Source organism: Brucella sp. NBRC 12953, assembly GCF_040369775.1.
In the GTDB taxonomy this organism is placed as follows: Bacteria; Pseudomonadota; Alphaproteobacteria; order Rhizobiales; family Rhizobiaceae; genus Brucella; species Brucella pseudogrignonensis.
In genome coordinates this window covers 358,369-372,565 of record NZ_BAABSV010000003.1, presented here as the reverse complement: position 1 = coordinate 372,565, position 14,197 = coordinate 358,369, and the positions used below count along the sequence as shown (strand labels likewise).

Genomic DNA, 14,197 nt, shown 5'->3' with positions numbered 1-14,197 from the left:
CATAGTATTCGCACTAAATCAACCGCTTGCCCGCGTTGGTGCAGAAATCCAGCTGCGATCAATAACGGAAGCAGTAACACGCTCATGAATCGTGCATTAATGGAACATGTTAGGGGATTTCATAAGCAAATACCAAAGCCGTAAATCTTTTGTCTCACCTTAAACTGAGGAACGGCTAGGAAATGTTAGCTCTCTTCGCTCAAGAAACGGCGTTAAGGATAATCACATGTATGTTGTAAATGATCAATTATAATTAATACAACACTGAATAATCGCATAATGGGAGGTCTAAACCTATAGTTATCTCAAAATAATTTACTCTACAATAATTGATAGGAATTATCAGGTCGTAAAATTTATAATCATTTTCTAACGATTACGAGATCGATGTTGGTCATTTATCCAAGTAGAAACCAGCGCCTCTATTTCTTTTTCTGCCTTTTCGATCATCGGCATATAACGGTTATTATTGAACCCCCATAAGGTCGAAGTGACGTCCTCGTTATAGCCGACTAGAAACGGCAAGCATACAACTACCCGAAGGCCCTCCCGTTTTTCGAGATACCTGTCAATGGTATTCGTGACTGCGTCGTCATTGAGCGGGTTCCAACTCGACAGTAATTTCAGGGCACTACGATTGTATATGTTAAATACCATACTGGTCATTCTATCAATTGTGACGTAAGTGCGTGTGCCCACCATCTCAACCGAAAGCACTTTCGCTTCGGGATCGATATCAGCCATTAGACCCGAAAAGACATCCCAATCCGCTCCTCGGGTGTCGAGGTACTGATTGACCTCTAGCAGAACGCTATCAAAATCATTTGGAATTATCGCGTCATCTTCCATCACCGTCAGTCTCTCAACATCTTGAGCAATGGCATAGCGCGACAACGCATTAAAACTGCAACCGCACCCGATCCAACCGATCCGGTGCCGAACCCCGTCGAACAACTCGCAGTTTTTTGGGAGAGATTGGGCAATCATCTTACGTCGTTCTGTGGTTTCGGGTAACGAAAGAGCAAAAAAGTCGCTTTCCCTCTGCACAAAGATGGGGTTTTCAAGTATAACGCTAGCGGGGATTGCACCCAAGGCAACTAAAAAACGATCCATCATGAAATCGAACCGTGCGGCGCTTGAAGAAACTGCGGCACGGACAGCTAAATTCATAGTTTCAATATCATCCAGCAGTTTAGCCGCAGTACTCATCATACTATCAATGGAGCCTTCATCGAAGAATCGCACAGCTCCTTGTAACTCCGGATATTCTTGCTGATCGAGTGTTCCCTCTGATAGTACTGGCACACCCAACGAGATGCACTCACAAATACGAGGCATCTCTAGCAGAGCATCCTCATAATAATGAATATTTATGACAGCTTTTGCCTGGCGAACAATCGAATACATTTCATCGCCAAACACATCATTACATATTTTAACTGTATACTTTCTTTTTAACGCTGAAAGAAAAAGGCGCCGTCTCTCGGAACTTAAATTGTCACCATAAAAAACGAAGTCGTACTTCTTAGGGCTTTCGTTATAATCTGTTTTTCGAACAGCGCCGATCGGTAAATAATGCACTTTTGGGTATTGAACCCCTTTTTGTGCAAGGAAATCTATATTGGTTAAAGAATATTCGAGAACGCAGAGGGATTCGTTCAGAATTTTCATATATTCCGGTGTGAACCAGCGGGAATTCACTGACTGCTCGAGTTGAAAAACGACACGCTTGTTTGAGGGGGGGAGTTGTTTAAACATCTGAGGGCAAAGAACTATATAAAAATCATGACCGAAATCTTGGAGATCTCCTGTCATAATTTCGCTTACTATCCCATGCTTGGACAGGCGTTCAGATATTGCATTTGCTATAAAAAGCGTATGTGGAGTGCAGACGATCCCCCAAGCACGCCGATCACCTGCTGTCAAACGGCGGTGCAACTTCACATGGCTCTGTTCATCTTGAATCCTTCGTACACGACGTATTAAGCCTGAGAAATCCCCACGCACCAAATAACGCAATGCGTTAGTTAACTGCCTGAAACGGCTTTTTAACTTCTGCATATTGATAATCCCCCAAACTACAGTGTGCCGATCCGGTTTGCTATCCGCCGAAATAGTTCGATAGAACCTCCTCGGGAGACCCGTCCATCTTGACGCGCCCGTGTTCCAGCCAAATTACCCTATTACAGTTTTTTTCCATCAACTCCTTTGAATGGCTCGCAAGAACCAAAATTTTTGTTGAGTCCACGAGATCGCGCATACGTGCGTTAGCCCGATCTTTGAAGTCCTCGTCTCCCGTCGAAAGCCACTCATCCATTATTAATATTTCTGGCCGGACAGCTGTTGAAGTTGCAAAGGCCAATCTAAGTTGCATACCAGAGGAATACGTCCGGAATGGCACGTCGAGGAAGTCACCCAATCCAGAAAAATCAGCGATCTGCTCGAATTTTTCGGCAATTTCCTCTGGAGGCATCCCCATCATCGCGGAGCGCAGCCGAATATTTTCACGGCCCGTAGCATCAGGATCAATTCCAAGATTAATATTAATCAATGAAACACAATGGCCTTTAATAATTGAACTTCCGTGCGTGGGTGTGTAAATACCTGACAATACGCGTAATAGAGTGGTTTTACCGGAGCCATTGTGGCCGATAAGCCCCACGCGGTCGCCATCTCTAAACGTCATAGAAACATCATCGAGACCACGCACAATCACCAATCGATCACTGCGCCTCTCAATTTTTCCACCTGTCGCAATGCTAAGTACACGGTTCTTCAACGAGCGGCTCGTTGAATTGTATATGGGGAACTCTACGCTTACGTTTTGTAGTTGGATCAAACTCATTTTCTACAACCAATATGCTACACGCCAACGATAACGTCCAAAGAACGCTATGGCGATAATCCAACCGATGATCGCTAGACCAGTCGCGAATGCCCAGTCTGTCGCAGTCGGGGCTTGCCCCAAAAGAGGGGCTCTCACCAGCTCAATCAAATGATAAAAAGGATTTAACTCTATGAACCATCGCGACACATGATCTGGCAGTATCTTTACCATCCACATTATAGGCGTAGCATAAAACAACACCTGTAGTATGTTGGATACTACCTGTGTCATATCGCGGAATCTCGCACAGAGAACAGCCAGAATGAGCATTATCCAAGTTAGGTTCAGGCAAATCAAAAGGAAACCTGGTATAGCCCAAAGCACATTGATGCTGATCATGCGGCCCAGAATAAGCAACAGAATGGGAAAAATAACTATATTATGAGCAAATATTATGATATTGCGCCAGATTGCCCTCAATATATGAGTAAATAAAGGCATTCTTACTTGCAAGATTATACCTTCCGAGGACGTGAAGGTAGTACACCCCTCACCCAATGATGTCGAAATGAACCCCCACGTGATAATACCTGCGCACAAGTAAGGCAGAAACTCATGCATCTCACTTTGGAAAAGTGTTCCAAAAATCAAACCCAAAGCGCCGATAAACACAGCCATATTCAAGGTTAGCCAGAAAGCTCCAACTCGGGAACGCCTATAACGTTGTGCAACGTCTTGCCAACCAAAAATTAACGCCAACCGATATTTCGACAGAGCTTCAATAATATCACCAATAGCGACTTTAGCACCCTTGGTTGGTTCTGCCTTTATAATGTCATGGGACACTTCTATCCTGGAAATCTGGATACTCATAATTTTTCCCGGGTCAATCTTCTTTTTTTCACGACTGCCGCTTTCTCGGATAAATTTCGTCAATTCGTTTTTGGGTAAATGAAGAAATGTCGCGATTGAGTCAACTCTGTCGTTGCTCACGAATGCGGCGCATTTAGGATTCTTTCCTTGGCAGGTGGTTCTAGAGCTCAGGAAAATCAGAAGCCCGAGTTCTAAGTTGCAGACGTGGCCCGTTCAATCTCCGTTCGTGCGAGGTTTGATTGTCGTTGAGAATCGTTCCGCGTCGCTGAAGATTTTGAACCTGACACTCACTATTATGTCATAGCCATCATCTGGAGCCGACTTAAACCGAGCATTACAAAGACCGGATTACGTCAGAGCCCTGTGCTACCACTATGTGCACATTTAGCGAAGATTAAAGAGAGATCATTCCCGGCCATAGGGAAGCACAAAAAACCAATGTATTTATTTGATTTGTCTCTGCATTGATGGCTGGGGCGCCTGGATTCGAACCAGGGAATGCCGGTACCAAAAACCGGTGCCTTACCGCTTGGCTACGCCCCAACAAATCGGATCAAAGAGATCGATTGCGCGGGCTTATAGCCGCTCCCCGCGCTAAGTGCAATCGTCTATTGACGGATTCTGCAGGCTTTACAACATGCTGCATAAGGGCTGGGGATAAATGCCGGGGCGTTTGCCCAATTCGGGCACATGCGGGATTTGCGCAGGCCCTGAAAGCTGGTAATCGGATGGGAGAATTCCACATTGATCGGTTGTCGCAATGATCCTGCTGCTCGTTTCCTTCCTTGCAAGCGCCATTCTTTGCGGCGTGGGCCTCTATCTTCTTTCAAAGCTGTTGCCTGCAGGTTTTCTTGCAGCAGGCTTTAATGCGCGTTCAAACCACAGTGTCGCTGCACGGCAGATCGGTGGCATTTCTCTTATCCCGGCCATCCTGATATCGCTTTTGATGTTTGGCACCGATCTGGGACTGACCATCGATCTCGTTCTGTGTCTGTCTGGAGCGTGCTTGTTGCTCTGGATCATCGGCGGGCTGGACGACCATTTCGATCTTTCCGTTTCAACGCGGTTTGGCTCACAGTTCGTTGCCGCCTGCCTCGTCGCTTATGGTTTGGGTGCAGACTTCCGACTGCTTCCTGATCTGCTGCCGCATTGGATGGAAATGATGCTGATCGTCATCACGCTTGTAGCCGCCATCAATGTCACGAATTTCATGGACGGTCTCGATTGGATGACCGTTGCAGGCATCGGTGTGCCTCTCGCGGGAATCGCGCTGCTGACAGCCTTTCGGCTCTCTGGCATGGAAAGTGGCTCAATTGCTGCGATAGCGGCTGGTGGGGTCTTGGGCTTCGCCTTCTTCAATCGGCCACCAGCAAGTATTTTTCTGGGCGATTCCGGTAGCTTTCCACTCGGCCTCATCGCTGGCACGGTGCTGTTATTATTGGCACGCGAAACACATATCATTGTCGCACTCATCCCGCCGCTCTATTACGTGCTGGATGCTGGGACCACGATTATTTTGCGAGGCCTGGCAGGCGAGAACATTTTGAAGGCGCATTCAAAACACGCCTATCAGGTTGCCAAACGCGCAGGCTGGAGCGTGCTTAAAGTGGTGAGCCACGTCGCGATGCTCAATGTCATCCTGATAGGCTGTGCAGCCGCAATCATGGTTTTCGATCACGCGCTTTCGCAGATCATATTTCTACTCGTCGCTGTAGTCGCCGTTCTATTGCTGCTGCTTGATTTCCGCGGCCGGTTCAGAAAGTTATAACTTCAAAAAGCACTTTGCGAACTGCGGCCACATCTTCGGTCTCCATCGAAGCCCTCAAAGCATCCAGACTTTTCGGAACGTCCACGGCAACTTTCTGGCCCTTTGGCGCACGCATGATCTTTGGATGACGCGTGGTCTGAGCCTGCGAAGGATCGTAGAAGAGCTCTTCATACATCTTCTCGCCTTCTCGAATGCCTGTGACCTCAATAGCAATATCACCCTCCGGATTATCGGCGTTACGCACGGTAAGGCCAGCGAGCAGGATCATATTTTCTGCCAGATCGCGAACCTTGACCGGATCACCCATCTCAAGAAGCACGGTATCGCCGGATTGAGCAATCGCTCCGGACTGCACAATCAGTTCCGCAGCCTCTTTAATCGACATGAAATAGCGGGTCATATCTTCATGCGTGAGCGTTACAGGTCCGCCATTGGCGATCTGTTCGCGGAAAAGCGGCACAACCGAACCGTTGGAGCCCAAAACATTGCCGAAGCGTACTGAATAGAATGTCTTATTACGCCCGGCCTTTTCAGCAAGCGTCCCGTAATAATAGACCACCAGCTCGGCCCAGCGCTTAGTCGCGCCCATGACATTCGTTGGGCGCACAGCCTTGTCAGACGATATCAGCACCATGCGCTCAACATCTGTCTCAAAAGCTGCTGCGGCAACGTTCAACGTGCCAAACACATTGTTATAGATGCCGACAAGCGGGTTCTGCTCGACCAGCGGAACATGCTTATAGGCCGCACAATGATAGACCGTATCAACGGCATGAATGCGGATGGCTTTTTCAACGCACTGCTGATTTGCGACCGTGCCGAGCACCGGAATGACATCGCATTGCGCGATCTGCCGTAACTGTCGCTCAATCTGATAAAGCGCAAATTCGCTCGATTCAAACAGCACAATGCAGCTGGGATTCCATTGTGCAATCGTGCGGCAGAGCTGGCTGCCGATCGAGCCACCTGCACCTGTCACCATAATGCGTCGGCCTTCAACAACCTCACGCAGAAGATCGACATCAGGCGGCACAGGCGAACGACCGAGCAGGTCGTCGATTTCCACATTGCGCAGCGCACTGACCAGATATTTGCCTGCTGTCAGATCAGCAATAGGCGGCAGGATGCGGGTGCTTACCGGGAGACGGCCGAGCAGACGCGCCAGTTCCTGGCGTTGCTTTTGATCGATTTCCGGTTCGGATATGACGACCTGACGAACGCCGAAATTCTCGATCAGACTTGGGATGCGTGCGATGTCGTAAACACGAAGACCAATGATATCCATGCCGCTGAGATTGCCGGTAGGATCGACGAAGCCAATGACATGCGTATCACTGTGGCTTCTAAGTGCGGTTGCCAGCTGACGGCCGGGTTCACCAACACCGATGATGAGGGCCGTGCTTGAATAGGTTTTATTTGATTCAGCGCTGCGCAACAGCCATTTGGCACCGAACCGGCTTGCAGAAATGAGAACCGTGCTCAGCAGCCAATAAAGAAGCGGAACCGAACGCGGCAGACCAGCGCCGCCATAAGATTCCATAAGAAAGACCAGCGCCACCCAGAAGAGCGCGGCAATGGCTGTTGCCTGAAAAATCGGCCAGATAGCGCGCTCAGCCAGATATCGGATAATTGCCCGATAAAGACCAAAACGAATGAAAACAGGTATCGCCAGAGCCGGAGCAATGGCAATCAGGAAAATCTGTGTTTGCGTCGGGACGAAAACGAAACCAAGACGCATGACAAAGGCGAGATAGGCACTCAGCAACAGCAAGATGCAGTCGCTCAACAGAAGAATAATCTGCTTACCGAAGCGCGGCAATAAAGCCAGTCTCTGCCATGGATATCTGAAACTCATACGAACATATCCTGCCCCCTCAAGGCGAGAATGCGAATAATCGCCGTTGAGGATTCGGCTAAACCCAACTCTTTTTTATCAGTGAAATCATATATCTAGCTCAGATATCCGATTGTTTAACCAGCCCAATAATCGCACCGTTAACATGAGTCCCCCCGCAGAGCCATATCAATTGACATTGCACGCAATCACGAAGATTACGCGATGACCCCTTAATTATCTGTTTTTATTCGATTTCTCTTAAACAAGCCATCCGATATTGGGTTATGCACTTATACTTCGACTAACAAATGCTGGATAAAGTTGGATTTACCCCATGTCGGTGAGATGGCTGATCTCTAGTTTGGTTTCGAACCCGAAATTCGCTCCAAGAGCTGCTTCAAAGTGATACAAAGTTCGGGTTCGCCATACTAGCAGCTTGCCTCGGACAGCTTTCCGATACCGGCTATGGTTAAATCCGATTGCGATCTGAAAACCCGCAAATTTGACGAGGAACGCCCTGCCATCGCTAGGCAGCGACAGCGCTGCGTAAAGCCTGTCGCGGAAAACCGGCGCGGCTATCCGCCGTTTACGAGCGCTAGAATAAGCTGTTCGACATTGCCGCCCGATCCCATTTCAACACGGTCGAAATCACGGCCCTGCTGACGCTGAATAGCGACCAGCGCATTGATACGGTTAATCAGCTCGCGCCGCATTTTCTGGCATTTCGGATCGTTTGGAATGGAAAGCCCTATAGTTGTGCGGACAATCTCACGCGTCATGTCCTTGGCCGTATCGCCATGCACAAGTTCATGTTTGTAGATGCCATCATAAAAGCGCTCCCAGTTTTCCTTCACCGGAGAGGAAAGCTTCTGCGATGGCTTCGGCAGCGTATAGGTGATTTTCAGTTTTGGCTTTGCCGAAACAATCGTGCAGCCATTGTTGGAATTGTCGAATTTGCGATCCCAGGTCAGAACAAAGGTCGTGTGCGCAATCACGCGGGATTTTCCCGCCTTTGGGCCACGCGCGCCGATGGATTCATAAAGCTGCGGACCGGTGCGGCCAGAAATCGCATAAGGTTTTATGGTTTCAACGGCCTTCCAGTCGTCTTCTGCATGGGCTTGTTCTGTAAGAGCCGCGCCCGAAAACAGAAAACCGAAAACAACACTTAATACAGCTATGCGCACGACGACTCCAAGCCCAACCAGCCAACACAATGGGCGCAGGCTACAATATGATGACGGCGAGCAGAAGCCCTTTCGATATCGGTGAGAGCAAACCTGCGAAGCGGAATGAAATTCCCCGATTTGCATCTTTGCGGATAATATTGACTATATCTTCATAGTTTCGTAGATACGTAGTTATGAACAAAACTGACCCAATCGACCCGGGCGTAAAAACCCACCTCGCGGCCGACGAGGCAAGTGAATTCCTCAAGTCAATCGCCAACAATCACCGGCTCATGATCCTTTGCCGGTTGCACGGAGGTGAGAAGTCTGTGGGACAGCTTGCCGAGCTGATCGGCTTGCGGGATTCCACGGTTTCACAACATCTGGCTCTGTTACGACGCGAGGGCATTATTGCCGGACGCCGTGACGGGCAGACGATCTGGTATCGTGTGGAAAGCGATATAGCGAAGCAGGTGATGGCGGTGATCTGCAAACATTTTCAGATACCAGTGGTTGATTAGCTCGGTACTGAAGGCAACTGCATAAGCGACGATGAAGAAGTACACGACATGACCGACCAGACTATCGCCAGACGCAATATCTTTGTGCTGACTGCCGCACAGGCGCTGGGTGCTGCAAGCCCGCCGATTATCATTTCGCTGGGCGGTCTGGTCGGCCAGCAGCTTTCTTCCGATCCGGCGCTGGTTACGCTACCGGTCAGCCTGTTCAATCTTGGCCTTGCAGCAGGCACCCTGCCTGCAGCCTTTGTCATGCGGTCCTTTGGTCGTCGCAACGGCTATCTGCTTGGCGCATGTTTCGGCATGGCTGCAGGCCTCGTTGCGGCCCTTGGCATTTTTTCGGCGTCTTTCGTCATCTTCTGTTTTGGTACATTCATTGCCGGCTTTTATGCCGCTTATGTGCAGAGCTATCGTTTTGCCGCAACCGATGCCGCGACAGGCGCTCTTAAAGCACGCGCTATTTCATGGGTCATGGTTGGTGGGCTGATCGCCGCAATCATAGGACCGCAGCTTGTTATCTGGACACGAGACGCATTGCCGGCAACGCCCTATGCGGGCAGCTTCCTGAGCCAGGCGGTCCTTGCCCTGCTGGCAATTCCCGTCCTTATGTTGTTTCGTTCACCAAAGGCTGCGAAATCCAGCAATGCCGCCGATCATGGCCGCCCGCTCAAAGAAATATTGCTGAACCGGCGCTACATGCTGGCTTTGGCTGCTGGCGTCGTCTCCTACGGTCTCATGACATTTGTGATGACAGCCGCCCCTATCGCCATGGTTGGTCACGGCCATTCGGTCGATCATGCAGCGCTGGGTATCCAGTGGCATGTGCTGGCAATGTTTGCGCCAAGCTTCTTCACCGGCATGTTGATCACCCGTTTCGGCAAGGAACGCGTGACTGCTATGGGCTTGCTGATTATTGGCTTGTCGGCAATCGTTGCGCTGTCTGGCCTTGATCTCACCCATTTCTGGGTCTCGCTGATCCTGCTCGGCATCGGGTGGAATTTCGGCTTCATCGGCGCAACCGCGATGGTTGCCGATTGTCACACGCCAGAAGAACGCGGCAAGGCACAGGGCGCGAACGACTTCTTCGTCTTCGGAACGGTTGCCTGCGCATCCTTCTTCGCCGGATCGCTGCTGCATTCATCTGGTTGGGAGACCATCAACTGGCTGATCTTCCCGGCTGTCGCTCTCATTCTTGTGCCGTTGGTCTGGCAATCTGCTCGAACGCAGAAAGCAAAAGCCGCAGCATAAAAAAAGCCGCAGATCACTCTGCGGCTTTTCTTTCAATCAGAAAACAATCTTACTTTTCGATTGTGCGGTTCCAGCGACTGTTGAGCTGCTGACGGCCTTCGTTGACAGCATCCCAGTCAAGCGTGTTGGCTGTCTTCATATAACCATTAAATGCGTCGAGCTTGGCCTGTGCATCTGGCGAACCGGCTTTTGCCTTCAGGTTCGATGGAATGACATTGCCATGATCAAGCGCCTTGCTCTGCGCATCAGCGGAAAGCAGGTAATGGGCGAGCTTCTGGCTCAGTTCAGGTTCGCTGTTGCCTGCGAGAACGCATTCGGTCACAGCGAGAATGACAGAACCTTCCTTTGGCTGTGCATATTCAACCGGAATGCCCTTGTCCTTCAGGTTGTTTACACCGGTTGGGGTCAGCGGGAAGATCGCTGCTTCGCCGGTCTGAACCATTTCCGAAATCTTGGCCGATGACGGGATGAATTCCAGAACATTCTTGCCGATGGTGTCCGGGAACTTTTCAAAACCTGGTTCGAGGTTCTTGTCGTCACCACCCTGAATGCGGTTGAACATCAGGAATGCATGGAGACCGAAAGTCGAGGCGGAAGCCGACTGGAACACGACGGCGTTCGCATATTTTTCGTCAGCGAAATCCATCCACGACGTTGGAGCTGCCCAGCCCTTTTCGTCGAACAGCTTCTTGTTATAGGCAATGCCGGTCATTCCCATATCAACGCCGATTGCCATATCGTCCTTCAGACGTGCAGCTGGCTGAATGTCGGCAAGAACCGGATCATCAGAAATTTTCTGGCAAAGACCGCCATTGATCGCACGCACCATGACGCCGTCATCGAGCAGCATGACATGCATCTGTGGCTTGTCTTTCTGCGCAGTTGCCTTGGCCAGAATATCAGCCGAAGTGCCCGGTACGACGACAACCTTGACGTTGTTGGCTTTTTCAAATTCCGGCAGAACGTGCTCGGTATAGGCGCGCTCCATGTTGCCGCCATTCATGCCAATATAGAGCGTCTTGGTTTCGGCCGACGCGCCCGATGCAAAAGCTGTCGACAGGCCGAGTGCCATTGCCGCCATGGCGGTAATATGTTGATTTTTCATGCTTAGTTCCCTTCCATGTTAAGATTGGTATTGGTTGAAGTAAAACGGTTGATCGAAAATGCATCGATGGGTGTTTCTGTCTCGCCCTTGAGCGCAAGGTCTGCGAGGACCGCGCCGACTGCCGGTCCGGTCTGGAAACCGGCGCCATTAAAACCAAAGGCGTGATAAAGGTTCTTGACCCGGCTGCTTGGCCCGATCACCGGATTATCATCCGGCATTTCAGCTTCCGTTCCTGACCAGAAACGGATCACCTGTGCATGTTGGAGATGCGGAAACAATTCGATTGCTCGCAGCATTACCGAGGATGCCGCATTGACCGAAGGCCGCGAAAAATCCGGGTTTTCAAGCGGCGTACCGCGTCCGCCACCCATGACATAATTGCCGCGCGTGACCTGACGGCCGTAGAAACCACCGCCTTCTTCTCCAAGGCTCATCGGCAAGCGAAACGGCATCGGCTCGGTCACAACCATTGTGGGATAAATCCGCGTTAACGGAACCGGCTCACCGAACGAAGCCGCAAACTGATCCGACCAGGCACCCGCGCAATTGAACAGAAGGCGCGAGCGGATTTCGATGCCCTCGCCGGCCAGAATGGCAAACCCATCGCCGGTTTCATGCGCTTCGATGACCGGTGTGTTTTCCAGCACGGTGGCACCTGCAGCCTGTGCGGCGCGGGCAAAAGCAGGCGAAACCAGACGCGGATTGGCATTGCCATCTTCCGCACAAAGCGAAGCACCTGCGACATCGCCCGGAAGCCATGGGAAGCGTTCGCGCACGGCATTGCCGCCGATCAGCTCAACATCGAGACCGAGCGGCTTCACTCTTGCTGCATAGGCTTCCAGCTTGGCGAAATGCGCTTCAGTGCGGGCAAGCTTCAGATGTCCGCTGCGGTTATATTCGCCATCGATACCTATCAGTTCCGGCAGACGCGCCCACAATTTGTGCGAACGCTGTGCAAGCGGCAACTGCTCCGGTGCGCGGCCCTGCCTGCGAACGCCGCCATAATTGACGCCGCTTGCCTGCGCACCGCAAAAACCCTTGTCGAGCAGAATGACCGACAATCCGGCCTGACGCATGAAAAGCGCCGCCGATCCGCCGACAATCCCGCCGCCAATAATCACCGCATCCGCCTGGAGTTGTCTGGTCATGACGAAGCGCCTTCCTTGGCCGGAGCGCCAAAGCCGAGCGGGATCGGCTTGACCGGTGCCTGAGCACGGATGCGCCCGAATTCTGCAGGCGTCTTGTCCTGCATCGACGCCAGAAGTTCTGCGGCGGCAGCGGTACACATACGCCCCTGACAACGGCCCATGCCGACACGGGTAAGCGCTTTGAGCCGGTTGATCTCACGCGTATCACCTTGGCCGATGACTGCCTTCGCATCACGCACCGCAATTTCTTCACAACGGCAAAGCGTGACATCGCCTGCAATCGTGTCGAACCAATCGCGCGGGAACGGGAAGGCTTTTTCGACGATCAGGCGCTCGCGATAGATATGATCGAGCTTTGTGAGAAGCCCGCGTTCCGTGCCTTCGTGAAACGGCAGGCCCATGTCGCGGAGCAATGCAATCGCGGCCAATGATCCACGAATTTCCGCAGCATCGGCACCGGCAATGCCTGCACCGTCACCCGCCACATAAACACCTTCGCGGCTTGAACGGCCAAGCCTGTCTGCTGCAGGAAGCCATGCGCGGTCGCGTTCTTCAAAGCGGAATTCGCAACCGGCGAGATCGGCAAGCTGGGTTTCAGGGCGCAGCGCAAAACCATAAGCCAGCGCATCACACTGAGCCTCGCGAACGCGCTTGCCCGTGCGAAAGCGAATGCCTTCGACATGGCCTTCGCCCAGAACCTCATCCGGCCGGACATTATAATGGATCGGCACGCCACCAAGCTTGAGACGCAGACCATAATAAGCGCCGAGCGCCACAATGCGCGGCGCATAAAGCGCAAGATGTGCCAGATGAAACTTGGAGGTGAAGGGTGCAGTGTCGAGAACTGCTACGACCTTCGCACCTGCATGATGATACTGCCAGGCCACCAGATAAAGCAGCGGGCCTGAACCCATGAATACCACGCGTTCGCCAACCGTGCAGCCTTGCGCTTTGAGCGCCGTTTGCGATGCACCCAGCGTGTAGACGCCCGGCTTGGTCCAGCCTTTAAACGGCAGAACCCGGTCGGTTGCGCCGGTTGCGAGAATGAGATGGCTATAGGCCAGCTGGCTATGCGAGCCGTTGGTCAGAAGATCAAGACGATCGCCCTCGCCGCGCGTGATATTCCAGACGAGCGTTTCCGGGCGATAATCGATTGCGCCGCGCAACGTGTCAAAAGTCTTGTGCAGCGCTTCGGCCTTATGCGCTTCCGATCCATAGCGCGCTTTATAGCTGCGGCCATCATCGAAAGGCGGACGGCGATAAATCTGGCCACCTGAACGAAAGCCTTCATCAAGCACGATGGGCCTAAGACCCGCCTTGACCAGCGTTTCGGCAGCGCGAATGCCTGCGGGACCAGCGCCGACAATAGCCGGATTGTGCAACGCGCTCATAGTGCTGGCTCCGTTACAAATGCCATGCCGTCTTCCAGAAGCGTCGTGCAGGCACGAAGCTTGTAGCCCTCGGCAGTCATCACATGACAATCCTGACACGCGCCGATCAGGCAGAAGCCCGCACGCGGTTCTCCGGTAAATTCGGTATGACGCACCTTTCCCTGCACCGAGAGAATGGCGGTCAACACGGTATCGCCACGGCGGCCCTCAAAAGGCACGCCGTCGAGCGAGAAGCTGATCGGCTGCTCAGTCAGCCGATACCGTCTGCGGAACTGAGCCGCGGCAGGCGAAACCGGGAATGTCATGATCTGCCTGC

Annotated in this window: 12 protein-coding genes and 1 tRNA gene; 3 read left to right on the top strand and 10 right to left on the bottom strand. The window is 51.8% G+C overall.

Annotation, left to right across the window (positions count from 1 at the left end):
• Positions 1-369: 369 nt before the first annotated feature.
• From ABWV94_RS09200 to ABWV94_RS09185, 4 genes are all read right to left on the bottom strand, one after another.
• Positions 370-2,061: a methyltransferase type 11 gene (locus ABWV94_RS09200; RefSeq protein WP_113496393.1), complete on the bottom strand. Its 1,692-nt coding sequence runs from the start codon at positions 2,059-2,061 to the stop codon at positions 370-372.
• Positions 2,062-2,101: 40 nt separating this feature from the next.
• Complete coding sequence (locus ABWV94_RS09195) at positions 2,102-2,845, bottom strand: ABC transporter ATP-binding protein (RefSeq protein ID WP_353413328.1); 744 nt, start codon at positions 2,843-2,845, stop codon at positions 2,102-2,104.
• A gap of 3 nt (positions 2,846-2,848) precedes the next feature.
• A complete protein-coding gene (locus ABWV94_RS09190) occupies positions 2,849-3,820 on the bottom strand; it encodes an ABC transporter permease (protein WP_502905159.1) in 972 nt (323 codons plus the stop codon).
• A gap of 348 nt (positions 3,821-4,168) precedes the next feature.
• Positions 4,169-4,243: transfer RNA gene (locus ABWV94_RS09185), tRNA-Gln, on the bottom strand.
• Positions 4,244-4,460: 217 nt separating this feature from the next.
• Here ABWV94_RS09185 and ABWV94_RS09180 point away from each other — a divergent pair.
• Positions 4,461-5,468 carry an MraY family glycosyltransferase gene (locus ABWV94_RS09180; RefSeq protein WP_113496395.1) on the top strand — a complete coding sequence of 336 codons (1,008 nt, stop codon included), beginning with the start codon at positions 4,461-4,463 and terminating at the stop codon, positions 5,466-5,468.
• On the opposite strand, the gene ABWV94_RS09175 is transcribed toward ABWV94_RS09180, so the two are convergent.
• Both ABWV94_RS09175 and ABWV94_RS09170 read right to left on the bottom strand, forming a co-directional pair.
• On the bottom strand, positions 5,455-7,323 hold the full coding sequence (locus tag ABWV94_RS09175) for a polysaccharide biosynthesis protein (protein ID WP_113496396.1): 1,869 nt from the start codon (positions 7,321-7,323) through the stop codon (positions 5,455-5,457). The two genes, ABWV94_RS09180 and ABWV94_RS09175, sit on opposite strands and share 14 nt — an antisense overlap.
• Positions 7,324-7,880: 557 nt before the next feature.
• Positions 7,881-8,489: a DUF922 domain-containing Zn-dependent protease gene (locus tag ABWV94_RS09170; RefSeq protein ID WP_502905158.1), complete on the bottom strand. Its 609-nt coding sequence runs from the start codon at positions 8,487-8,489 to the stop codon at positions 7,881-7,883.
• Between the two features lie 176 nt (positions 8,490-8,665).
• Here ABWV94_RS09170 and ABWV94_RS09165 point away from each other — a divergent pair, with 176 nt between their 5' ends.
• Together ABWV94_RS09165 and ABWV94_RS09160 are read left to right on the top strand one after the other, a co-directional pair.
• Positions 8,666-8,992 carry an ArsR/SmtB family transcription factor gene (locus ABWV94_RS09165; RefSeq protein ID WP_113159676.1) on the top strand — a complete coding sequence of 109 codons (327 nt, stop codon included), beginning with the start codon at positions 8,666-8,668 and terminating at the stop codon, positions 8,990-8,992.
• Positions 8,993-9,040: 48 nt separating this feature from the next.
• Positions 9,041-10,237 (top strand): MFS transporter, encoded by a 1,197-nt coding sequence (locus ABWV94_RS09160; RefSeq protein ID WP_113496397.1) that lies wholly within the window; start codon positions 9,041-9,043, stop codon positions 10,235-10,237.
• A gap of 49 nt (positions 10,238-10,286) precedes the next feature.
• Here the strand turns inward: ABWV94_RS09160 and ABWV94_RS09155 are convergent, their stop codons facing one another.
• The 4 genes from ABWV94_RS09155 to ABWV94_RS09140 are packed head-to-tail and all read right to left on the bottom strand — an operon-like array spanning position 10,287 to position 14,186.
• Positions 10,287-11,342 carry an ABC transporter substrate-binding protein gene (locus ABWV94_RS09155; RefSeq protein WP_353413325.1) on the bottom strand — a complete coding sequence of 352 codons (1,056 nt, stop codon included), beginning with the start codon at positions 11,340-11,342 and terminating at the stop codon, positions 10,287-10,289.
• A gap of 2 nt (positions 11,343-11,344) precedes the next feature.
• The gene (locus ABWV94_RS09150) at positions 11,345-12,490 is read right to left on the bottom strand and encodes an NAD(P)/FAD-dependent oxidoreductase (protein WP_113487743.1); all 1,146 of its coding nucleotides are present in this window, start codon (positions 12,488-12,490) and stop codon (positions 11,345-11,347) included.
• Positions 12,487-13,881 (bottom strand): FAD/NAD(P)-dependent oxidoreductase, encoded by a 1,395-nt coding sequence (locus tag ABWV94_RS09145; protein WP_353413322.1) that lies wholly within the window; start codon positions 13,879-13,881, stop codon positions 12,487-12,489. The genes ABWV94_RS09150 and ABWV94_RS09145 overlap by 4 nt, the downstream gene beginning before the upstream one ends.
• Positions 13,878-14,186 (bottom strand): (2Fe-2S)-binding protein, encoded by a 309-nt coding sequence (locus tag ABWV94_RS09140; protein WP_064321364.1) that lies wholly within the window; start codon positions 14,184-14,186, stop codon positions 13,878-13,880. The genes ABWV94_RS09145 and ABWV94_RS09140 overlap by 4 nt, the downstream gene beginning before the upstream one ends.
• Positions 14,187-14,197 lie beyond the last annotated feature (11 nt).

Excerpts from the sequence above, each read along its gene's own strand:
- ABWV94_RS09165 (WP_113159676.1), top strand. The coding sequence starts at position 8,666 with ATGAACAAAACTGACCCAATCGACCCGGGCGTAAAAACCCACCTCGCG.
- ABWV94_RS09155 (WP_353413325.1), bottom strand. The coding sequence starts at position 11,342 with ATGAAAAATCAACATATTACCGCCATGGCGGCAATGGCACTCGGCCTG.
- ABWV94_RS09195 (WP_353413328.1), bottom strand. The coding sequence starts at position 2,845 with ATGAGTTTGATCCAACTACAAAACGTAAGCGTAGAGTTCCCCATATAC.
- ABWV94_RS09175 (WP_113496396.1), bottom strand. The coding sequence starts at position 7,323 with ATGAGTTTCAGATATCCATGGCAGAGACTGGCTTTATTGCCGCGCTTC.
- ABWV94_RS09180 (WP_113496395.1), top strand. The coding sequence starts at position 4,461 with ATGATCCTGCTGCTCGTTTCCTTCCTTGCAAGCGCCATTCTTTGCGGC.
- ABWV94_RS09145 (WP_353413322.1), bottom strand. The coding sequence starts at position 13,881 with ATGAGCGCGTTGCACAATCCGGCTATTGTCGGCGCTGGTCCCGCAGGC.
- ABWV94_RS09150 (WP_113487743.1), bottom strand. The coding sequence starts at position 12,490 with ATGACCAGACAACTCCAGGCGGATGCGGTGATTATTGGCGGCGGGATT.
- ABWV94_RS09140 (WP_064321364.1), bottom strand. The coding sequence starts at position 14,186 with ATGACATTCCCGGTTTCGCCTGCCGCGGCTCAGTTCCGCAGACGGTAT.
- ABWV94_RS09200 (WP_113496393.1), bottom strand. The coding sequence starts at position 2,061 with ATGCAGAAGTTAAAAAGCCGTTTCAGGCAGTTAACTAACGCATTGCGT.
- ABWV94_RS09160 (WP_113496397.1), top strand. The coding sequence starts at position 9,041 with ATGACCGACCAGACTATCGCCAGACGCAATATCTTTGTGCTGACTGCC.